Annotated in this window: 19 protein-coding genes; 13 read left to right on the plus strand and 6 right to left on the minus strand. The window is 44.4% G+C overall.

What is annotated here, in order from left to right; all coding sequences use genetic code 11:
• Nucleotides 1-181 precede the first annotated feature (181 nt).
• Both ACVBJC_RS18100 and ACVBJC_RS18105 read right to left on the minus strand, forming a co-directional pair.
• Complete coding sequence (locus ACVBJC_RS18100) at nt 182-1,072, minus strand: radical SAM protein (protein ID WP_447162321.1); 891 nt, start codon at nt 1,070-1,072, stop codon at nt 182-184.
• A 133-nt stretch (nt 1,073-1,205) separates the two neighbouring features.
• Nucleotides 1,206-2,018 carry an enoyl-CoA hydratase/isomerase family protein gene (locus ACVBJC_RS18105; protein WP_447162322.1) on the minus strand — a complete coding sequence of 271 codons (813 nt, stop codon included), beginning with the start codon at nt 2,016-2,018 and terminating at the stop codon, nt 1,206-1,208.
• Nucleotides 2,019-2,152: 134 nt separating this feature from the next.
• On the opposite strand from ACVBJC_RS18105, the gene ACVBJC_RS18110 reads away from it, so the two are divergent.
• Complete coding sequence (locus ACVBJC_RS18110; RefSeq protein ID WP_447162323.1) at nt 2,153-3,097, plus strand: LysR family transcriptional regulator; 945 nt, start codon at nt 2,153-2,155, stop codon at nt 3,095-3,097.
• A 335-nt stretch (nt 3,098-3,432) separates the two neighbouring features.
• Here the strand turns inward: ACVBJC_RS18110 and ACVBJC_RS18115 are convergent, their stop codons facing one another.
• Nucleotides 3,433-6,537, minus strand: coding sequence for an efflux RND transporter permease subunit (locus ACVBJC_RS18115; RefSeq protein ID WP_447162324.1), 3,105 nt, complete (start codon nt 6,535-6,537; stop codon nt 3,433-3,435).
• Between the two features lie 9 nt (nt 6,538-6,546).
• Entirely contained in the window at nt 6,547-7,650 is a 1,104-nt protein-coding gene (locus ACVBJC_RS18120; protein ID WP_447162325.1) for an efflux RND transporter periplasmic adaptor subunit, read from the minus strand.
• Nucleotides 7,651-8,338: 688 nt separating this feature from the next.
• On the opposite strand from ACVBJC_RS18120, the gene ompW reads away from it, so the two are divergent.
• Complete coding sequence (gene ompW, locus ACVBJC_RS18125; protein WP_447162326.1) at nt 8,339-8,989, plus strand: outer membrane protein OmpW; 651 nt, start codon at nt 8,339-8,341, stop codon at nt 8,987-8,989.
• A gap of 146 nt (nt 8,990-9,135) precedes the next feature.
• Here ompW and ACVBJC_RS18130 read toward each other — a convergent pair whose 3' ends face one another.
• A complete protein-coding gene (locus ACVBJC_RS18130) occupies nt 9,136-9,909 on the minus strand; it encodes an SDR family NAD(P)-dependent oxidoreductase (protein WP_447162327.1) in 774 nt (257 codons plus the stop codon).
• A gap of 217 nt (nt 9,910-10,126) precedes the next feature.
• On the opposite strand from ACVBJC_RS18130, the gene ACVBJC_RS18135 reads away from it, so the two are divergent.
• Together ACVBJC_RS18135 and metA are read left to right on the plus strand one after the other, a co-directional pair.
• A complete protein-coding gene (locus ACVBJC_RS18135) occupies nt 10,127-10,528 on the plus strand; it encodes a YbaY family lipoprotein (RefSeq protein WP_447162328.1) in 402 nt (133 codons plus the stop codon).
• A gap of 75 nt (nt 10,529-10,603) precedes the next feature.
• Entirely contained in the window at nt 10,604-11,542 is a 939-nt protein-coding gene (gene metA / locus ACVBJC_RS18140; RefSeq protein ID WP_447162329.1) for a homoserine O-succinyltransferase MetA, read from the plus strand.
• Between the two features lie 93 nt (nt 11,543-11,635).
• Here metA and ACVBJC_RS18145 read toward each other — a convergent pair whose 3' ends face one another.
• Nucleotides 11,636-12,052 carry a DUF3568 domain-containing protein gene (locus tag ACVBJC_RS18145; protein ID WP_447162330.1) on the minus strand — a complete coding sequence of 139 codons (417 nt, stop codon included), beginning with the start codon at nt 12,050-12,052 and terminating at the stop codon, nt 11,636-11,638.
• Nucleotides 12,053-12,464: 412 nt separating this feature from the next.
• Here ACVBJC_RS18145 and ACVBJC_RS18150 point away from each other — a divergent pair, with 412 nt between their 5' ends.
• From ACVBJC_RS18150 to ACVBJC_RS18190, 9 genes are all read left to right on the plus strand, one after another.
• Nucleotides 12,465-13,655, plus strand: coding sequence for an acetyl-CoA C-acyltransferase (locus tag ACVBJC_RS18150; protein WP_447162331.1), 1,191 nt, complete (start codon nt 12,465-12,467; stop codon nt 13,653-13,655).
• 199 nt (nt 13,656-13,854) lie between these two features.
• Nucleotides 13,855-15,354: a CoA-acylating methylmalonate-semialdehyde dehydrogenase gene (locus ACVBJC_RS18155; protein ID WP_447162332.1), complete on the plus strand. Its 1,500-nt coding sequence runs from the start codon at nt 13,855-13,857 to the stop codon at nt 15,352-15,354.
• Between the two features lie 311 nt (nt 15,355-15,665).
• Entirely contained in the window at nt 15,666-16,823 is a 1,158-nt protein-coding gene (locus ACVBJC_RS18160) for an acyl-CoA dehydrogenase family protein (RefSeq protein ID WP_447162333.1), read from the plus strand.
• An 86-nt stretch (nt 16,824-16,909) separates the two neighbouring features.
• Complete coding sequence (locus ACVBJC_RS18165; RefSeq protein ID WP_447162334.1) at nt 16,910-17,713, plus strand: enoyl-CoA hydratase; 804 nt, start codon at nt 16,910-16,912, stop codon at nt 17,711-17,713.
• The gene (locus tag ACVBJC_RS18170) at nt 17,713-18,924 is read left to right on the plus strand and encodes an enoyl-CoA hydratase/isomerase family protein (RefSeq protein WP_447162335.1); all 1,212 of its coding nucleotides are present in this window, start codon (nt 17,713-17,715) and stop codon (nt 18,922-18,924) included. The genes ACVBJC_RS18165 and ACVBJC_RS18170 overlap by 1 nt, the downstream gene beginning before the upstream one ends.
• A gap of 146 nt (nt 18,925-19,070) precedes the next feature.
• A complete protein-coding gene (gene mmsB, locus ACVBJC_RS18175; protein ID WP_447162336.1) occupies nt 19,071-20,012 on the plus strand; it encodes a 3-hydroxyisobutyrate dehydrogenase in 942 nt (313 codons plus the stop codon).
• A gap of 4 nt (nt 20,013-20,016) precedes the next feature.
• Nucleotides 20,017-20,775, plus strand: coding sequence for an SDR family oxidoreductase (locus ACVBJC_RS18180; RefSeq protein ID WP_447162337.1), 759 nt, complete (start codon nt 20,017-20,019; stop codon nt 20,773-20,775).
• Between the two features lie 38 nt (nt 20,776-20,813).
• Nucleotides 20,814-20,927, plus strand: coding sequence for a short-chain dehydrogenase (locus tag ACVBJC_RS18185; protein ID WP_447162338.1), 114 nt, complete (start codon nt 20,814-20,816; stop codon nt 20,925-20,927).
• Between the two features lie 120 nt (nt 20,928-21,047).
• Nucleotides 21,048-21,275, plus strand: a complete 228-nt coding sequence (locus tag ACVBJC_RS18190) for a hypothetical protein (RefSeq protein WP_447162339.1) — start codon at nt 21,048-21,050, stop codon at nt 21,273-21,275.
• The last annotated feature ends 44 nt before the right edge of the window (nt 21,276-21,319 follow it).

A 21,319-nucleotide genomic window follows, 5' to 3' on the forward strand; every position in this document is an offset into this window, starting at 1 on the left:
TTTAAAAACACTCGGATTTTGCCATCTTATAAAGATCGGTCAACCGATCAATAAACTGCTAAATGATCGGCATTACTGATTATAAAGCCCTTTTTTATGTCGAATAGGTATTACTTTGACTTTAAAATCTCTGTCTTTAAAATCTCTGTCTTTAAAATCTCTGTCTTTAAAATCTCTGACGTTAAAATCGGCCAACGTAAGCTTTACCAATTAAACTTTCATCTTTGTTGATTAAGTACTTATTTATAGATGCTAGCATGTCAAGTTTGTCATCTTTAAATATGCCTTTTATTGGTAATAAATTAGATGCATGAGTACCATCAATATTTAGGTCTGGTAACTCAATATGTTCCAGCAACATCTTCATCTCTTCTAGTACTTCATAAGGATCGAGCAAATTGAACTCACCTTTGGCAACTTGCCTACATAAAGCAGTGCCCTCAATGGCAACAGTGGTTAATGTGCCCAGCAGATAAGGTTTCATCTGATTGATTAATTTCGCAGTTTCCTTTATGTGAGTCTGCGATATGTCACCACGGCCTCCGATACCAATCATTACCATTGCGACAAGTTTGATGCCTGAAGCAACAATATTACGGCCTGCGACAAGCATCTCTTCAGCGCTAACGCCCTTACGAATCGTACTGAGTACTTCATCTGAACCGGATTCAACTCCTAAATAGGTCATAGTGAGTCCAGCTTGCCTTAATTGTGTTAACTCTTCTTGAGTCTTACTCAGTGTACTTTGTGGGCCAGCATAAGTACTGACATGGCTTAAGTTTGGAAATGCAGCGTACAGCTCTGCCAGTATGTCTAATAGCATGTTGGTGGGCAGTGAAATTGCATCACCATCACTTAGGAATACTTTTTCTATCTTGTTAATATTGGCGCCAAAAGCACGTTTTGCCATCTGAATATCTTCTATCAGTTCATCGATAGACCTTGCTCGGTAGCGCACGTCTTTGTACATAGAGCAATAGGTGCATTTATTGTAGGAACAGCCAATCGTGCATTGCAGTATGTAAGCGTCCGCCTCTAATGGTGGACGATAAATATTACCTTCGTATCTCACTTTTACCTTTACTTAACCGGTTTACGGTCATCCAATTATTTAATAACGTTTTTTAGCAATTCAAAATTTAGATAATATGGCAGCCATAGGTTTGTTTATCGCTGCCCATACAGATGAGCTTCTAGCCGCTGAACTACTTGGCAAGCTCTGCAGCCGTATCGACAAAGATCCCTTGAATATCTTTTGCTTCGCGGTCTGTTTGTCCACCATGTTTGATAAATGCATCTATGATGGCTTGTGTTTTATTCTCTTTTGCGCGCTCTAGAAAATAGCGTAGCTCTAGCTCGGCGCCAGCATCTTCATCTATTATCGATGCCGCGATGATCTCTTTGTACATCACAATATTACGAATTTCTAATTGGCTAATAACACCAAGCACCTGGGCTAAGAAGCCATCTATTTCGGCCTTGGGAACGTACTGAGTAATGATATTTAACGCTTCAGCTTGTTGAGCGGTAAAGTCATTACCTAGTAATAAGGCCTGCAGTGCTTTGTTTTTACCCATTCTGCGAGCATACTGCACCGCGCCTTGGCCACCCGTTGGGATATTCACATGGATTTCAGGTTGAGCAAATACAGCATTTTCTGTCGCATAAGCCAAATCACAGGCCATCACAAATTCGTCTCCACCGCCACGAGCGACGCCATCCACCACAGCAACTGAAAGCTGCTTCATGGCTTTAATGTTGGTGATCATGTGATTAAACTCAATCGATGCAGCTTGACCAGCAGGCGTACCGTTGATCACATGCAAGTCCAAGTGAGCTAAAAAGAACAGTGGATGGAGTGACTTAAACACCACTATTTTGGTATCACGATCATATTTTAACGATAAAACAAAGGCGTTAACTTCATTGATCAAATCACTGGTGATTACATTCGATGGTGGATTATTGATGCTAACCGTTGCTATGCCTTCGCTGTGGCTAATTGCTAACTTGCTCATAATGTCTTCCTCATGGATTTAGTGGCTCAGTTTGTTTAAGCCGTTAAAGTGTAGCTACTATAAGGTTGTTATAAGCTAAGAAAAATGCGTAAACTGGCACCTTATTGGTGCCAAAAATGCAACAAAGAGGGTGTATGGATTTTCCAAGTCGATTATTACTACTGCTTGAAGTCGCTGAACTGGGCTCATTTAGTAAGGTGGCAGAACAAAGAAATGTCGATAGATCTGTTATCTCGAAACAAATCAGCCGGCTAGAGCATGAACTTGGCGTACATTTGCTAAATCGCACCACACGATCGCTCTCTTTAACCGCAGTGGGTCATGAGATGGTGGCCCAAGCAAAATCATTGCGCATGCTGTTAAATGACTCGCATCGATTGGCACAGTATTATCATTCTGAACCCAAAGGCGTATTACGGATCACGAGTTCGACTCTGTTTGGTCGACAACATGTACAGCAAGCAGTGTTGGTTTTTCAGCAACAATATCCAGATGTTGATATTGAACTGCGTTTAGAAGATAGACTCATCGATATGGTTGCAGAGGGGTTTGATATTGGCTTTCGTATTGGCAAACCAAAAGACTCAAACCTTATTACCAGAAAGATTGCACGAAACCGATTATTGATTGTGGCGGCTCCTGAGTTCATCAAAAAACACGGCGAAATAAAGACGCTTGAACAACTAGAAACTTTACCCGCTGCAGTTTACGCAGCGCCTGGGCTGCTGATTGATAAGTTCTCCTATCTTGATGCCAACAGCGAAACTAAGCAGCTGCAATTGAATGTGGTTTATAAAGTTAACGATGTTGAAATGATCACCAAAACGGCTGTCGCGGGCAATATGCTGGCAGTTGTTACTGCGCAGATGATTGAGAACGAAATTCTAGAGCAGAAGCTTGTTCCTATTATGACTGAGCTACATTTAAATGATCTCGGTACGTTTTATGCCGTGTATCCGCACCGAGACGCCCCAATTAAAACTAAATTATTTATTAACACGCTCAAAGCTATCATTGGAGAAGAGGTGCCAATATGGGAACAGAAAATCCCCAATTTCGATAAAATGTATGGGCATTGAGCAAGCTGATAACCCCCCCATCTTTAGCTCTGCTGTAGCAAGTTTGCTGTCTTTGGATGAGTTTTACGCACTGAGTGACTCATCAAGTTGTCGTGCTATTTGATTGTAGAAGCCGAAGTCGCGATTGAAAATCTGGCTTGGCTTTTGTTACTTAAGTCTTTGTATTGGTTTTGTATTGATTTGCTGTATTGGCTTTTTGTGTTTTATATTTTTGGGGGAGGGGCGTTTTTAGTATGCCGCCAAACCCTTTACCATTGCTATCGTTACTCACAATGGTAAAGGGCTCTGGGTTATTGTTGCGTTATTTGGGCGTTAATTTGGTAATTGTCTTGGTGTTAATGCGGTGTCAGCTGAGCGTCATCGCTTATATTGCTTTGCTGCTCATCAAGTCCCTCATGGAGTTTATGATTACTCGCGATGTACGTGTACATAACGGGCAGAACAAACAGTGTGAACAGTGTTCCTACTGCAAGTCCAGCAACGATCACTAAACCAATATTGTAACGCGAAGCAGCGCCCGCTCCGCTAGCAAACAATAATGGAATTAACCCTGCAATCATGGCTGAGGTAGTCATAAGGATCGGGCGAAGTCTCACTGTGGCTGCTTCAATGATGGCATCATGTTTTGATGCGCCTTTAAATATTTGCTCCTCTTTGGCCACCTCACACATCAAAATGCCATGTTTGGTTATTAGTCCAACTAAGGTAATTAATCCAACTTGTGAATAGATATTGAGTGAGGTTTCACCCGATATATGTGTCCACCCAAGGGCGATTAACGCACCACTAATAGCAAGTGGCACAGTGAACATGATCACTAATGGGTCGCGTACACTTTCAAATTGACTGGCTAAAACCAAAAATATGATGGCAAGAGCAAGGGCGAAAGTGACATACAAAGAGCTACCTTCTTCGACGAATTGGCGTGCTTCCCCCATAAAGGTGTACGTAAAGCCCGGAGGTAAATCTGTTTTTGCCAATTGGTCGAAATAGGCAATGGCATCGCCCATTGCGACATTCGGTGCAGGTACCGCCTCAATTGAGATTGAGTTCATTTGATTGAAATGAGGTAACGATTTTGCGTTGCCATTGACGCTATAACTGACAAGGCTTGATAGCGGGATGGCAGAACCATTTTGTGCGGTGACATAAAACTGGTCAATTAACTTAGGATTAGCCCTATAGACACGCTCCACTTGGGGAATGACCTCATAGGAGCGACCATCAATATTCACCCTGTTAATATAGCCACCACCCATCATGGTACCGAGTGTTGAGCCTATCTCCTGCATGGTCACGCCGTAGGCACCAGCAGCCTCGCGATCAATTTTGAGTTCTACCAAGCCCGAATCATATTTTAGATTCAAATCCGTATAGACAAGAAGTGGACTCTTTTTGGCTTTCTCTAATAGCTTATTACCAATGCTGTATAGAGTTTCAAAGCTGGCAGGACTAGTGATAACGAATTGAATAGGCAATCCTCCTGAGGCGCCAGGAAGAGAGGGCATTTGGTATGCTGTAGCGGTAATCCCAGGGATTTTTTTGGCTTCTATATTAACGTTTGCGGAGATCTCTTTTTGGCTTAATTTTCTATCACTCCAAGGGACAAGCGGCGCGATGGCTAGCCCTTGACTCGTTGTAGGAACGCCAACTAATGCTAATGATGCCTCTACTTGTGGCTGCTTGGAGATAATTTGAGTAATTAGCTCCATATTAGCCTGGATATAGTCATTATTAGAGGTTGATGGGGTGGTTCCTATCACGACCACAACGCCTTGATCCTCATCTGGAGCAAGCTGAGAAGGTATGAAGTTAAATATTATAGGTAAGGATATAAGCACTATGATTGCAAAGAAGACGATTGCCCCCTTATGATCAAGCACCGCAATCAGCGTCTTGTGATAGCGCTTGGTTAAGCCACCGAGCACTCGTTCAACGGTTTCTTCAAACTTTCCTGGTTGGGTGTGTGGTTTGAGCATCTTTGAGCACATCATTGGCGATAGAGTCAGAGCAACAAAGCCAGAAATGACCACAGCACCTGCGAGTGTGAGGGCGAACTCTTTAAATAATGAACCCGTGACGCCACCCATCAATGCAATCGGCGCATAGACGGCTGCTAAAGTGATGGTCATGGATATAACGGGCACAGCGATTTCTCGGGTCGCAACCAACGCCGCCTCTAAAGGTTTTGCCCCCATTTTGATATGCCGATCTACATTTTCCACCACCACAATAGCATCATCAACCACTAAGCCTATCGCTAATACCATGGCGAGTAATGTCATGAGGTTAATAGAAAAGCCAAATACTTGCATTACAGCCATCACGCCAATTAAAGACAGTGGAATAGTGATAATCGGAATGATGACCGCACGGAAGGAGCCAAGAAAAAGCAAGATCACGATAATAACAATTACAGCGGCTTCAGCGATGGTTTTTACAACTTCATCAATCGAATCTGTAATAGCCAGCGTAGAGTCATAGATTAGCGTCGATTGAATGGTAGTCGGGAGATTTTTTTCAATCAAAGTAAACTGGGTTCGTATTCCTGCGGCAACATCAAGTGGATTGGCTGTCGGAGTCGCATTAATACCAATAATCACGGCTTCTCGACCATTAGCGAGCGCACGAGTGCTGTCACTGCTTTTTCCAAGGCTGATGTCTGCCACATCTTGTAGCTGAACAATTTGGCCATTATCACTTTTAATGACTAATTTTTTGAGCCCGTCAACGGTGTCGACCTGACTATCAATTGTGCCATTTAAAATAGTGAAACTACTATTAAACTGACCGACTGCTGATTGATAGTTATTTTGTTGTAAAACACTGATTAAATCGGCGGTGGTAAGGTTATATTGACCCAGTTTTATCGGGTTAGGCCATATGCGGAGTGCGAATGGTGTGCCCCCCATCATCTGAATATTAGAGACACCATTAACGGTTGATAGCTGAGGGTTTACAACTCTTTCAAGGTAATCGACGATTTGACTGGAGTCGAGTTCTTTACTGAAAAAAGAGATATACATGATAGAGGTTGTCGCCCCGGTAGAGGAGGTGACTGAAGGATTATAGGCCTCTTTCGGCAGTTGGTTCGTTACCGAGTTTATTTGAGACAATACATTTGCCAATGCCTCTTCAGGGTTTGTATTAAGCCTCATATTTAGTGTGATAGTCGAAGTGCCAAGTTGGCTTGATGAGGTCATAAAGTCAAGATTATCCACTTGGGATAAGGCTTGCTCTAAAGGCTGAGTGATAAAACCCTCAATTAATTCGGCATCGGCGCCAGGATATGGCGTCGTTACTGTAATGACCGTGTTGGTCATCTCTGGATATTGTCTGACCTGCAGATCTTTTATCGCATTGAGGCCAAGAATAAAGAGTAGAATGCTCAGAGAAGCAGCCATGACGGGGCGATGAATAAAAGTGTCGGTGAAATTCATATGTCGCTCCTACAGCTTCGGCATTTTATCTGGAAGCGAAATTGGGTTCGGTGTTACGCTGACTTTAGTATTATTACCCAGATTGAGAATACCGGTTGTCACAACGTCTTGATCAAACTTCAAGGCGCCTTTAACTAATGCGTAGTTACCGTCTCTTTGTAATATTTCAACCGTTACCTGCTTAACCCGCGTGTCATCACCTTGCTTTTCTATTACAAAAACTGAGTTACCATATAAAGCAAACACTATGGCTGTCTGTGGTAATACAAATTGCTGCTCGAGGTCACTTAAGCCAACATTGACTTCCGCGAACATACCGCCTCGTAATGTTTGATCATCATTTGGCAGTTCAGCCTGAATCATCACTAAGCCGGTTTTATCATTAATAACAGGTTCGATAGCGTTAATTTTTCCTGAAAATATCCGCTCTGGATAGGAGTCAACGGTTAACGTAATAGGCTGACCGACACTCAGTTTACCTATTTGAGATTGAGGAACACTGAAACGAACGCGCATGACTGATAAGTCTTCTAGACGAACAATGTTGGTGCCAGCAGAAAGGAATTGTCCGAGGTTGATATTTCTAATTCCCAGTACGCCATCAAAGGGGGCTTTAATTTGACGAAGCTCAATATTTGCTTGAAGGCTTTCTATGTTAGCTTGCAGTGCTTCATATTTAGCTTGAGCTGTCTGTAAACTTTGTTCTGATATCGACTTATCTCGGTAGAGTTTTAGTTGCCTGTTGTAATCGTCCCTTACTGAGGGGAGTTGAACCTCTTGCTCCTTTAGCTGTGCAGCTTGCACTGACGAATTGATGTTGACCAGGGTTGTATTCGCCTTGGCTTTATCACCATTTTCAAAATTAATTGCAGTAACAAGCCCTGCCACTTCATTAGAGATATTGACCCCTTGGTTGGGTTCAATAAAACCAATTGCTTTAATGTTTTGTGACCAAGTCGTTGGAGTTAGTTTTTCAATGGTCACGGGATAAACGGGTTCGGGCAGATTGGCGAGTTTTGTTTCGATTTTTTTATTAACAAAAAGATTAAAGCCGATGACGCTGCCAAAGGCGAGTATGGCAACGGTTACAGCCCCTATTACCCATTTGTTCATATCCTATCTCCAATTGTTGTAAGGTGTTTTTTCTTAACAGTAAATATAGCGACTCCACTAAACATAGGATTAATTAATAAGACCAGCAAGAATATAAGTCTGATTTAAGTAGGTCTGACACTAATAGTGTTACTACCCTAAGGTCTTGCTTTGCATAAAAGTTATTGGCACGGCATCTATTAGGGGAAGTTGGGGTATGCTGCAGATCGCCCTAGGTTGTCAATATTTTGTACATTCTGCTCCCCATTAGCGCCTTACATCTATCGCCTATCGCTGAGCATCTATTCCTCAGTTATCAGCACAGGCTCACGTGAATTTAATTTCTGGAAAAATAAATCCTAGGTGCACTCATCTGTTTTACCGATAACGATTCTGAATGTGATTAGGTCCGTTGCTTGCGAGCGTTGAGAAACTTATCGCTGGCAGGTTGATTTATTGTTGCATTGACTTTTTATTGCGTTAGCTCGTTAAGTGAGCTTAGTTGGCTTTTGTCACAAAATTCAACGCTATGGTATGCGGCATCGTCTTGCAAGTGTGATCAAGATCGCCTTTATGTATCTCTAAGTGAGTATTCGATGCTTGTATTGATTTAGATCAAATTTAAAGAGGTGTTAATCAGGCAGGATGCACACAAATGTAAGGATATTGATAATAAAAACAGCGCTAAGTGTTGTATTAATGGAGTAGTATGATGAACAAAAAAATCGTTTCTAGCTTAATCGCCACAGCCCTTCTCACTACCGGTTTCGCCTCTTCTGTATCAGCTCACCAAGCTGGTGATATTATCGTTCGTGCTGGTGTTGCCGTTGTTGCGCCAAATGAATCTAGCCCTGTTGTTGCAGATGTCGCAGAATTTAGTGTGAGTGATAATACACAGCTTGGTTTGAACTTTGGTTATATGATCACTGATAACATTGGTATTGAGTTACTTGCTGCGACGCCATTTAGTCATGATATTTCACTGGGTTCGTTAGGTAAGATCGCTGAGACTAAACATTTACCACCAACTTTAGTTGTTCAATATTACTTCGGTGATGCACAATCTAAACTACGTCCATATATTGGTGCGGGTGTTAACTTCACTAATTTCTATGACAATGAGTTCACTCAAGAAGCTAAAGATTTAGGTTTGTCAGAATTGAGCTTGTCAAACTCTTGGGGGGCGGCTGCCCAAGTAGGTTTAGACTATCAAATCAATGATAGCTGGCTAATTAATGCCTCTGTTTGGTACGCACAGATCAGTACCGACGTTAAGTTTAATTTAGGGGATGCTCCTCAAAAAGTCGAAACAGATATCGACCCATGGGTTTACATGGTTAGCGTAGGTTACACTTTCTAATATTAGTGTCTAGAATTGTCATAAGTGACAAATCCAACCGATAAAAAAGGAGCCAGTAGGCTCCTTTTTTATACTTTGTATTTTTTATACTGCTCTTAAGTAAAATCGCCTAAGTGCATTAACATCAGTGCAGTCACATAAGCGTATTACTTAGATTCTTTCTTAGCTGCGCGCTCAGCTTTTTTCTGCTCTTTGGTTTTCCAGTGGCGAGTATTGTAGACAAACTCAGGTAAACCTTTAGTCAACCATGCCACTAGGCGCCAGCGTTTGGTGACGTAGGCTTTGCGCTTGCCTGCTTTCATCGCTTTAATCACTTGATTAGCTACAACTGGCAGTGGCGACAACCACAGACGATTTTGCTGCATGGCCGCTTTATCTAACATGCCTAATTGGATATCGGTAATCGTGATAGGCAGCTTTAAACGCTGGGCATGCATGCTTAGGCCTTCAAAGTAGTTTTGTGCATAAGCTTTCGATGCGTGATAGGCGACACTCGGACCCCCTCTTAGACCCGCTATCGAGTTAATTGCCGCAAGTTGACCATAGCCTTGATCGCGAAATAGCCTAAAGGCAGTATTGCAAATGGCTGAAAAGCCTTGCACATTAACTGTGATGATATCTTGCTCTGGTTGCCATGGTAGCTCAGGATCGTAATGGGTTAACCCTGTATTAACCAGAACAAGATGAGCGCCGCCTAGAGAATGCCAAACAGCATTAATGGTACTGATCACGGCTTCTGGATCATCAATTTTCAATGGAAAAACCTGCGCCTTAGTGGGCAAGGATTGGCTAAACTCGGTAAGAGATTGTGGATCTTGTGCTAACAGGGCCAGTTCAACGCCTTCATCTGCAAGTTGTTTTGCAATTTCACGGCTGAGTAATGAGCTAGCGCCCACAATTATTGCAGTTGCTTGTGTCATATGGGTATTCGACTTCGAATAGGTAACTTATCATAGAAAGATAAGTGTATTAGAACAAGATTAATTGTCAGTTGCTGTGACAAGGATTGTGAGAATACCTATTCTTTAACAGCTGTTATCGATAGGTAGCTAATAGACTTTTCTATTTAACTGATATAATTTCAAGTACGGACATATAGACTTCTAGAAGTCTTAATGTATTATGAGGAGTATAAATATGGAACGGTGGTTTAAGCCTTTATTACCTTTAGTGGTAGCTGCAAGTATGTTGACCGGTTGTGCAACATCTAATGCAGTGGTGGAGATCCAAGGTGAAGTTTGGTACAAGGAGCGCATGATACTCCCTGAAGATGCCGTCATCACTGTACAAGTTCAGGATGTGTCTTTAATGGATGCGCCTGCTGTAGTGATTGCAGAGTTTGAGCGTAATGATGTCAGCACACCAACACCTTTTCAGTTTTTAATTAATAGAGATCAATTTGAAGACGGCCATACCTATACGATTGGGGCGCGCATTAGTCTTGATGACAAGTTGATGTTTATCAATACACAAGCTTATCGAATTGATTTGGACTCAAGTGAGCCAATGTCAGTTTTAGTGCAGAAGGTGGCACGTTAAATTAATTGACCACGAGTTAATTTAAACGGCGCGTCTCATTCTGATAGATCATTCGAATTAGAAAAGAGGCGCGCTATGCCGGTTAAAATCCCCGATGATCTGCCCGCGGCAGAGATCTTGGAATCTGAGAATATCTTCGTTATGTCTGAAACTCGGGCAGCGAATCAAGATATTCGTCCAATGAAGGTGTTAATTTTGAATTTAATGCCGAATAAAATCGAGACCGAAACGCAGCTGTTACGTCTTTTAGGGAATACTCCGCTACAAGTTGATGTGGATCTACTCAGAATTCACGATAAAGAGTCCAAACATACCTCAATCGATCACATGAATAATTTTTATCGAGACTTTGAGAATGTGCGCCAGAAAAACTACGATGGTTTAATCATTACTGGTGCGCCACTTGGGCAGGTTGAGTTTGAAGACGTGTCATACTGGGATCATATTCGTGAGATTATTGACTGGTCGCAGCAGCATGTTACCTCGGTTCTTTTCTTATGTTGGGCAGCGCATGCTGCACTGTTTCATCTATTTGACTTAAACCGATCATTGCTTAAAACAAAGCGCTCAGGTGTCTATAACCATCGCCGCACTACAGAGCATTACCCTTTACTACGTGGTTTTGATGATGAGTTCTTTGCACCACATTCTCGTTTTGCTGAGATGGACATTAACAAGCTACGTGCGCATCCAGAACTTGAGGTATTGACTGAATCTGATGAGGCTGGTGCCTATATGGTACTCAGTAAGAATAATCGCAACCTATTTGTAATGGGCCATCCTGAGTATCAAAAGTCGACCTTAAAAGATGAGTACCAGCGCGATCTCGCTCAGGGGTTAATGCCTGACTTACCGCAAAACTACTTTAAAAATAATGATCCTGAGCAAGAACCTATCGCACGCTGGCACAGTCACGGTAGTCTGTTGGTGAGTAATTGGCTCAACTATTATGTGTATCAGCTTACCCCTTATAACCTCGATGATATGACCGAAATTACCCCCTGGGAGTCTTAATTGTTAGGGGGTTAACTCGCTAATGCAAAATGCCGATGTTCTTTATTGAATATCGGCATTTTGGTATAAGGCGGTTTTACTTAGCGTGTAAGTTTAATTGTCATCAGCAACCAAAACGCAGTGTGCATCAAGTGAGCGACAAACGGTAAAAACGCCATCTAAGACTAATTGTGTGCTTGGTTGCGGATCCACATCAGAGGTGATCAGAAGTTGAGATAAGTCAGGCGCTATGCTTGAGACCTTTAAACTTGCGTTTAAATCTCCCTTGGTAATTTCGATAGCGTGATTTTTTATAGAGCTCGATGCTATGGCCAGCAAGGGGTTAGCTTGAATGGTTTTTAGTGCGACTTGATAGATTTGCTCTGGTGTCGCTTTTATATTCACAGTGGCCACTTCATGCTTCGAACTTTTATAATAAGTTACCGCTCCTATGGTTACCGCCCCAACAGCAACACAGCCGCTCAGCATTATATTGGTCAATAGCACTAACAATATCGATATATTTTTCATAAGCATCCTTTGGTTATTTGTTCATCATGTTTCGCATTGCAATCGATAGAGCATCAACATGCTATGTGCAGTGAAACGTGTAACTGATTGGTATAACTATTTGCTGTATTAATAATAAAAGGCTAGTGCACCTCAAGCTGATCACAAGTAACAAAACGCAGAGTCTGTATTCCCCCGCTAGTGTAAATTCTATGTGACAACTCAGTCCTATACTTTGGTAGAGGTTTGACCAAACAACCCTTGCTTTACGTTCGCGTAAACGTCACAGTGTTAAATATTGAGCAGAAGTGCACTTTATATTAACTAGGCAATAACCTCGCGGCGGTCAACACGAAACTTTGCAGCAACCTACATTTTGCACGGTTTTGGACCGCTTCTATTAAAGGTTAACTAGCGTATTACCGGAGTAATTATGAGTTCAGTTAAGTTAGATCAAGATATCGTTATCGTTGCAGCAAAGCGTACCCCAATGGGCGGATTCCAAGGTGCACTATCCAGTGTTACATCACCAAAGCTCGCCGCAACAGCTATCAAGGGCTTGATGCAACAAAGCGGTCTAGCTGGTGGACTGGTTGATGAAGTATTGATGGGCTGCGTACTACCTGCGGGTTTAGGTCAAGCGCCAGCACGCCAAGCAACCTTAGGCGCTGAGCTGCCACTATCGGTTGGCGCAACGACAGTCAACAAGGTGTGTGGATCCGGCATGAAAACCGTCATGTTAGCCCATGATTTAATTAAAGCTGGCAGCGCAAATGTGGTTATTGCTGGCGGTATGGAAAGCATGAGCCAAGCGCCATACCTGTTAGATAACGCGCGCGGTGGCATGCGTATGGGACATGGTAAGGTGCTGGATCATATGTTCCTTGACGGTCTTGAAGATGCATATACCGGTGGGGCAATGGGCACATTTGCGCAAAACACCGCAGACGATTTTAAGCTAACCCGTGAACAGATGGACAGCTTTGCACTGAGCTCACTGGAAAAAGCCAATAGCGCTATTAATTCAGGTGCCTTTATCGATGAAATCACGCCGGTAACCGTAGCAAACCGCCGCGGCGATATCGTGGTAGATACCGATGAGCAGCCGGGTAACGCTCGCCCAGACAAAATCCCAACACTGCGCCCAGCTTTTGCCAAAGACGGCACTATTACCGCCGCGAACTCTAGCTCCATTTCAGATGGCGCAGCCGCATTGATGTTGATGACCCGCGCACAAGCTAATGAGTTAGGTCTTGATGTGATGGCAACTATTAAGGGGCACACCACTCACGCACAACAACCATCAATGTTTACTACCGCTCCTGTTGGCGCGATGAACAAGCTGCTCGATAAAGTGAGCTGGGCTCAAGAGGACGTGGATCTGTATGAGATCAACGAAGCCTTTGCCATGGTCACCATGTTAGCCATTTCTGAGCTTGGGCTCGACGGCAATAAAGTCAATGTTAATGGCGGCGCTTGTGCGCTAGGCCACCCTATTGGTTGCTCGGGTGCGCGTGTACTGGTGACTTTGATTTATGCCCTTAAAGCGCGAGGCTTAAAACGCGGAGTAGCATCACTGTGTATTGGTGGCGGCGAGGCAACAGCGATGGCAATTGAGCTTTAAAGGCTCGGTTGTAGCAAATAAAAGATAAACGACAGTATTCAACAAGACCGAACCCGTTTAAAGCCAAAATGCTAATAAGCAAGGTACTAATAGCAAGTGAACCGATGTGTTTACTCGCAATACCAGAATAATAAATTGGCCGAGCGGGTTCATCATTTTGCAAATGTCAGCAAATGACATTGCCAAAGTAGGAAGCGATATGACAACTCAAGTGAAACATTACATCAACGGCGAATGGGTATTAGGCCAAGGTGATAAGCAGATAGCCGTGACCAATCCTGCCAATAATGAAACCATCGCAGTGGTAAATGCAGCGAACCATACCGAAGTGTTAAGTGCGGTAGCCAGTGCTAAAGCCGCTTTTCAAAGCTGGAAAGAGGTGCCTGTTTCAGAGCGTGCTCGTGTGATGCTTAGATATCAGCACCTTTTAAAACAACATCACGACGAAATTGCCACTATCTTAGCCCAAGAAACCGGAAAAACATTTGATGATGCCAAAGGTGATGTATGGCGTGGCATCGAAGTGGCTGAGCATGCCTGCAATATTGCCTCTATGATGATGGGCGAAACCGTTGAAAACGTGGCACGTTCAATTGACACTTACAGCTATACCCAGCCACTGGGTGTTTGCGCGGGTATTACCCCATTTAACTTCCCAGCGATGATCCCACTGTGGATGTTCCCGTTAGCCATCGCTTGCGGTAACACGTTTATCTTAAAGCCATCAGAGCAAGATCCAATGACGCCGCAGCGTCTTATCGAGCTATTTGAAGAGGCGGGTGCACCAAAAGGCGTAGTGCAGCTGGTTCACGGCGATAAAACGGCTGTGGATATTTTACTTTCTCACCCAGATATTAAAGCCATCTCATTTGTGGGTTCGGTGAATGTGGGTCAATACATTTACAAAACCGGTACTGATAACTTAAAGCGTGTCCAAGCCTTTGCCGGGGCTAAAAATCACTGCGTGATTATGCCTGATGCGAATAAACAACAAGTGATTAATAACTTAGTGGGCGCATCTGTTGGCGCGGCCGGTCAACGTTGTATGGCGCTTTCAGTTGCTGTGTTTGTTGGCGCAGCAAAAGAGTGGATCCCTGAGTTAAAAGAGGCGATAGCTAAAGTCAAACCAGGTCTTTGGGATGATAAAGATGCCGCTTATGGTCCGGTAATTAGCCCTGCCGCGAAGCAGCGCGTAGTGAGCCTGATTGCACAAGGTATTGAGGAGGGCGCCGATTGCTTACTCGATGGTAGCGATTTTACCGTTGAAGGTTATGAGTCGGGTAACTGGGTTGGCCCAACCCTATTCGATAAAGTCACGACTGATATGAGCATCTATAAAGAAGAGATCTTTGGCCCAGTGCTGTGCTGCATGAATGCCCAAACCTTAGAAGAAGCGATAGCGATAGTGAACGACAGCCCATACGGCAATGGTACCTCCATCTTTACCGCCAGTGGCGCAGCTGCACGTAAATACCAGCACGAGATTGAAGTGGGTCAGGTGGGTATTAACGTCCCCATTCCAGTGCCATTGCCTTTTTTCTCGTTCACTGGTTGGAAAGGCAGTTTCTATGGCGATCAGCACGCATACGGTAAGCAAGCGGTACGTTTCTATACTGAGACCAAGACCATCACTGCGCGTTGGTTTGAATCAGATATTGCGGTGGCATCGGCGCCAAACATGACGATTGAGCTTAAGTAACACGCGTTATTGCCACCCATGAGCTTTTGACTTATGGCGGGGGCAATGTTCGTTAACGGCTACTTTTTTGAGTCAGCGGTTAACGGATAAGCGCAGGCTGTAGCGAGTAAAAAAGCTAATACAAGAGCTATCACAACAAATAACGAATAGAGGTCTGCAGCGGTAGCGACTCGAAAGGAGCGCCGTTAGTAAAGATCCAAAGCCTTTGCTTGATGGTGCAGACCTAGAACCTATAACCTAGAACCTAGAACCTAGAACCTAGAACCTAGAACCTAGAGCAGGGCAATCGACAGGACAACAGGAGTACCCCGATGGATTTTAATCTCAATGAAGACCAACGCCAATTTGCCGATTTAGCCCAGCAGTTTGCTAAAGAGGAGCTTGCTCCCTTTGCCGCCAAATGGGATGAAGAACATCACTTTCCCAAAGATGTGATTCAAAAAGCGGGCGAGCTAGGCTTTTGCTCACTGTATTCGCCAGAATCTGAAGGCGGAATGGGACTATCACGCTTAGATTCATCGATTATTTTTGAGCAACTATCCATGGGCTGCACCGCAACTACAGCCATGCTAACCATCCACAATATGGCCACTTGGATGGTCACCAGCTTTGGTACAGCAGTATTACGTCAAGAGTGGTCTGAGTCACTCACTACAGGTGAAAAGCTAGCATCATATTGCTTAACTGAGCCAGGGGCGGGCAGTGATGCTGCTGCATTGCAAACTAAAGCGGTACGTGAGGGCGATGAGTACGTCATTTCAGGCTCTAAAGTGTTTATCTCTGGCGCGGGAGCCACTGAGCTATTAGTGGTGATGTGCCGCACCGGAGAGGCGGGCCCTAAAGGCATTTCAGCGATTGCGGTTCCAGCCGATGCTGCCGGAGTTATTTACGGTAAAGCGGAAGATAAGATGGGCTGGAACGCCCAGCCAACCCGTGAAATCACCTTTGAAAACGTACGGGTGCCAGTTGCTTATTTACTCGGTGAAGAAGGTCAAGGCTTTACCTTTGCCATGAAGGGACTTGATGGGGGCCGCATCAATATTGCCACCTGCTCAATTGGTACCGCCCAAGCCGCACTTGAACGTGCGACTCAATATATGAATGAGCGTAAGCAGTTTGGTAAGCCGTTAGCGGCGTTTCAGGCATTGCAATTTAAGCTCGCCGATATGGCGACTGAGCTGGTAGCTGCGCGCCAACTTGTGCGCTTAGCTGCATTTAAGTTAGATGAGCAAGATCCAGAAGCCACAGCGTATTGCGCCATGGCAAAACGCTTTGCCACCGATATCGGTTTTCAGGTGTGTGACGCTGCGCTGCAAATTCATGGTGGCTATGGTTACATTCGAGAATACCCATTAGAGCGCTATGTGCGAGATGTGCGAGTGCATCAAATTTTAGAGGGAACTAACGAAATCATGCGCTTAATTATTTCGCGCCGTTTGTTAGATGAAAACGCAGGCGCCATTCTATAAGCCATCTTATAAGCGCACAGTATTAGCGGCATCGTTTAAACGAGCTAGCCGCCTAACTTGATTTCAGTTTTGTATAGGGAGTTACCATGTCTCAGGAACATCAGGATTTAGAGCAACAGTCTTTATTAATCGAGCGTATCGTCGGTCACACAGCGGTGATCAGCATGAACAATCCGCCAGCCAATACCTGGACGGCAGCGAGCTTACAAGAGCTAAAATACAAAGTATTAGCGCTTAACGAAAACAAAGATGTTTATGCTTTGGTGATCACGGGCGAAGGGCAAAAGTTCTTCTCGGCAGGCGCAGACTTAAAGCTGTTTGCAGACGGCGATAAGCAAAATGCAGCCGATATGGCACGTTACTTTGGTGAAGCCTTTGAAACCTTAAGTGCGTTTCGAGGTGTATCAATTGCGGCCATTAACGGTTATGCCATGGGCGGCGGTTTAGAAGTGGCGCTTGCCTGCGATCTACGTATTTGTGAACAGCAAGCCCAGCTCGCGCTACCTGAAGCGACAGTCGGTTTACTTCCTTGTGCAGGTGGTACCCAAAATTTAACCGCGCTAGTGGGTGAGGGGTGGGCCAAGCGCATGATTTTATGTGGTGAGCGTATTACTGCCGCCAAAGCTGAGCAGATAGGCTTAGTTGAAGAAGTGGTTGAGCAAGGTAATGCCTTTAATGCCGCAATGGCACTTGCAGATAAAGTGGCAAATCAAAGCCCGAGCAGTATTAAGGCGTGTAAAACATTAATACAGGCTGGCCGCAGCATGCCAAGAATTGATGCGCTACCGTTAGAGCGCGACCTATTTGTTGAACTGTTTGATACGGCAGATCAGGGGGAAGGGGTAAATGCCTTTTTAAATAAGCGTAAAGCGAATTGGAAGAACGGCTAATGAGCGAGCTCAATATGCAGGCAAGTCATGAACAAGTGCTGTTTAGTACCTTAAATACCGATACGGGTAAGCAAGTTGGTGTGGCAACGCTCAACATCGAAAAAGCGCTTAATGCACTGAACCTAAACATGGTGCAGGCATTAACTGCGCAGCTCATCACATGGCAAAGTGACCCGAATATAGCTGCAGTTGTACTAGACGGTGCAGGTGAAAAAGCCTTTTGTGCTGGCGGCGATGTGCGCGCTATTTACCAGGCATCAATAACAACACCGGGCGAAGTGACTGAGGCGGCGACGGAGTTTTTTAAACAAGAGTATGAGCTTGATTATCTGCTGCATAGCTTTGGTAAGCCAGTATTGGTTTGGGGCGACGGCATTGTGATGGGCGGCGGTTTGGGGCTAATGATTGGCGCGAGTCATCGCATTGTCACTGAGCGTTCGCGCATTGCCATGCCAGAAGTCACTATTGGTCTATATCCTGATGTGGGTGGCAGTTACTTCTTAAACCGTATGCCGGGTAAAAGCGGCCTGTTTTTAGGGATGACCGCTTACAACATGATCGGCGCAGACGCTTATTATGTAGGCATTGGTAATCACTATCTCAATAGCGATGATAAAAGCGCTCTGTTTGACCAATTAACGGTTTTACCTTGGGGCGATAACAATGATGCGAATCATCAAGCATTAACCGCAGTGCTTAATATTATGGGTACTGGCTGTAAAACGCCGCTAGCAAAGAGCGTGCTTGAGCAAAACCAGTCATTAATTGATGAGTTAATGTCGGGAAGTCTTGGTGAAATAGTAAGCAGAGTCTGCCAACTTGAGTCGAACATGCTTGAGGGCAATACGTTAGAGGGAAATGTGTTAGAGATAAACGTATTAGAGGCAAAGCCCTGGCTAGCAAAAGCGCTAAAAACCATGTTAGAGGGTAGCCCAATCAGTTTAAGTCTTGTGCATCTGCAATCAAAGCTGACTGAAGTACAGGGTAAAGAGTTGAGCTTAGCAGAGTGTTTTAAGTTTGAGCTTGGCTTAAGCGTTAATTGCTGTGCTAAGGCGGATTTTGCTGAGGGTGTGCGTGCTTTGCTTATCGACAAAGACCGCAATCCGCAGTGGCGCTTTGCAGATGTTGCGGCGCTCCCACAAGGCTATGCACAAGCCTTGTTGCAATCGCCTTGGGATGATGAAAACCATCCGCTTAAAGATTTACATTAGCCATTCGCTTAAAGATTAACATTAGCTAAGCGTTGCACGATAGCGCACATGAGTGCGCTTTCACGCAAGATAAATGAGCGGTGAGTGGTATTGGCCGCGACAGGGATTAAGATCCCAACACTCACAAACGTGAACCGGAGTGAATAATGAGTACAGTTGCATTTATTGGTTTAGGAAACATGGGCGGGCCAATGGCGGTCAACCTGATAAAAGCGGGTTTTACCGTTAAAGTATTTGATTTGGTACCAGCGGCAATGCAGGCATTATGCAATCAAGGCGCACTGATGGCAACGAGTGCCTGCGGCGCTGCGGCTGGCGCGGATATTGTTGTGACTATGCTACCTGCGGGTAAGCATGTGCGTAGTCTGTATGTGACGAATGAGTCAAGCCAGGATGCAAACGATGATACCAAAAAAGGTTTAATTGATGTGGTTGCTCCAGGAACCTTACTTATCGATTGCTCAACCATTGATGCAGACAGTGCCCGCTTTGTGGCTAAGCATGCTGCAAGCAAAGGCTTAGCCTTTATCGATGCGCCTGTATCGGGAGGCACAGCGGGCGCAGCGGCGGGAACATTAACCTTTATTTGTGGCGGCAGCGATAAGGCTTTTGAACAGGCACAAGGCGTATTAAACGCGATGGGCGCTAATATCTTCCACGCAGGAGGTCCGGGTGCTGGGCAAGTGGCTAAAATATGTAATAATATGCTGCTTTCTGTCTTAATGGTTGCCACATCGGAGTCATTACAGATGGGAGTGGACCATGGTTTAGACCCCAAAGTTCTTTCCGATATTATGAAAGTTAGTAGTGGCGGCAATTGGACGTTAGATAAATATAATCCGTGTCCAGATGTGATGGGGTCGGTGCCGTCATCTAACGGTTATCAAGGTGGCTTTATGGTTGACTTGATGGTGAAAGATTTAGGGCTGTCGCAAGAGGCGGCGCTGTTATCCAATTCAAGCACGCCAATGGGCGCATTAGCGCGAAGCCTCTATGTAAACCATGCGAAACAAGGTAATGGTAAACGAGATTTTTCGAGTATTTTTGAGCTGTTTGCTCAGTCTGAGCAGATAAAAAACAAAGGGTGATCCAATGGATTTAAAAGATAAGGTTGTTGTTATTACTGGTGGTGCAGGTGGACTAGGTTACGCCATGGCGGAGAATTTAGCGGCTGCAGGTGCCAAGCTAGCACTTATCGACGTTGACCAAGAAAAGTTGGAAAAAGCCTGTGCCAACATAGGTGCAACGACTGAAGTTCAAGGTTATGCCGTAGATATCACCGATGAAGAAGACGTATTTGCCACTTTCCAGTTTATTAAGGAAGACTTTGGTCAGGTAAACGTGCTCATTAACAACGCAGGTATTTTGCGTGATGGCCTTTTACTCAAAGCCAAAGAAGGCCAAGTGATTGATCGTATGTCATTCGATCAATTTCAGTCTGTCATCAACGTCAATCTAACAGGTTCATTTTTATGTGGCCGTGAAGCGGCAGCAGCCATGATAGAAACTAAGCAAGAAGGCGTGATTATTAATATCTCAAGTCTTGCTAAAGCGGGTAACGTAGGTCAGTCAAATTACGCGGCGTCAAAAGCAGGCGTTGCGGCAATGAGCGTAGGTTGGGCCAAAGAGCTGGCTCGCTACAATATTCGTAGCGCAGCGGTTGCACCGGGCGTAATTGAAACTGAAATGACTGCGGCAATGAAGCCTGAAGCGCTTGAGCGTTTAGAGAAGATGGTACCAGTAGGTCGTTTAGGTCAAGCAGAAGAGATCGCATCGACGGTACGCTTTATCATTGAAAATGATTATGTTAACGGCCGCGTATTTGAAATCGATGGTGGCATTCGCTTATAAGTTTGTGACTGGCACAGAGGTCCAATCAATGGTGGCAATTGCCCGGGCGTTTAGAGCAAGACTTAACAGTGCGTTTTATCATTGAAAATGTCTATGTACATGGCCAAGTAAACGGCCGCGTATTTGAAATCGCTGGCGGTATTCGTCTGTAAGTTTTAATTCATCGATAAAAACGGGCATTAGCCCGTTTTTTATGCGCCATTAACAGAGTTTGAATAATGGTTTAGCTATAGGTCATAATAGCGCCAGAATAAAAGCAATATGGGAACAAAATGGATAAGCTTGAAAGGGCGACGAAATTAATGATGTTTGTTGTAGGCTGCGTCGGTCTGCTGGTGATCTATTTTGGCTTTTTTTATCTGTTATTTACCGGCAGAAGCACAGCGGCAACCCCTTGGTATATTCTGCTTTCGCCATGGGTGTGCATCTATTTTGGATTAAGTAAATCCAAGCAACTGGCTGCGATCCGCTGGTTTACCAAAAAATGGACTCGAAAGTAACGTACACCGAATGAGACTGTAAATGACCTCTAAACATGAATTTA

It is taken from the genome of Shewanella sp. 0m-6, from assembly GCF_052977325.1.

Bases quoted from the DNA above. Each gene is read 5' to 3' on its own strand.
- ACVBJC_RS18105 (WP_447162322.1), bottom strand. From the start codon at position 2,018: ATGAGCAAGTTAGCAATTAGCCACAGCGAAGGCATAGCAACGGTTAGC.
- ACVBJC_RS18110 (WP_447162323.1), top strand. From the start codon at position 2,153: ATGGATTTTCCAAGTCGATTATTACTACTGCTTGAAGTCGCTGAACTG.
- ACVBJC_RS18115 (WP_447162324.1), bottom strand. From the start codon at position 6,537: ATGAATTTCACCGACACTTTTATTCATCGCCCCGTCATGGCTGCTTCT.
- ACVBJC_RS18120 (WP_447162325.1), bottom strand. From the start codon at position 7,650: ATGAACAAATGGGTAATAGGGGCTGTAACCGTTGCCATACTCGCCTTT.
- ompW (WP_447162326.1), top strand. From the start codon at position 8,339: ATGATGAACAAAAAAATCGTTTCTAGCTTAATCGCCACAGCCCTTCTC.
- ACVBJC_RS18130 (WP_447162327.1), bottom strand. From the start codon at position 9,909: ATGACACAAGCAACTGCAATAATTGTGGGCGCTAGCTCATTACTCAGC.
- ACVBJC_RS18135 (WP_447162328.1), top strand. From the start codon at position 10,127: ATGGAACGGTGGTTTAAGCCTTTATTACCTTTAGTGGTAGCTGCAAGT.
- metA (WP_447162329.1), top strand. From the start codon at position 10,604: ATGCCGGTTAAAATCCCCGATGATCTGCCCGCGGCAGAGATCTTGGAA.
- ACVBJC_RS18145 (WP_447162330.1), bottom strand. From the start codon at position 12,052: ATGAAAAATATATCGATATTGTTAGTGCTATTGACCAATATAATGCTG.
- ACVBJC_RS18150 (WP_447162331.1), top strand. From the start codon at position 12,465: ATGAGTTCAGTTAAGTTAGATCAAGATATCGTTATCGTTGCAGCAAAG.
- ACVBJC_RS18155 (WP_447162332.1), top strand. From the start codon at position 13,855: ATGACAACTCAAGTGAAACATTACATCAACGGCGAATGGGTATTAGGC.
- ACVBJC_RS18160 (WP_447162333.1), top strand. From the start codon at position 15,666: ATGGATTTTAATCTCAATGAAGACCAACGCCAATTTGCCGATTTAGCC.
- ACVBJC_RS18165 (WP_447162334.1), top strand. From the start codon at position 16,910: ATGTCTCAGGAACATCAGGATTTAGAGCAACAGTCTTTATTAATCGAG.
- ACVBJC_RS18170 (WP_447162335.1), top strand. From the start codon at position 17,713: ATGAGCGAGCTCAATATGCAGGCAAGTCATGAACAAGTGCTGTTTAGT.
- mmsB (WP_447162336.1), top strand. From the start codon at position 19,071: ATGAGTACAGTTGCATTTATTGGTTTAGGAAACATGGGCGGGCCAATG.
- ACVBJC_RS18180 (WP_447162337.1), top strand. From the start codon at position 20,017: ATGGATTTAAAAGATAAGGTTGTTGTTATTACTGGTGGTGCAGGTGGA.
- ACVBJC_RS18190 (WP_447162339.1), top strand. From the start codon at position 21,048: ATGGATAAGCTTGAAAGGGCGACGAAATTAATGATGTTTGTTGTAGGC.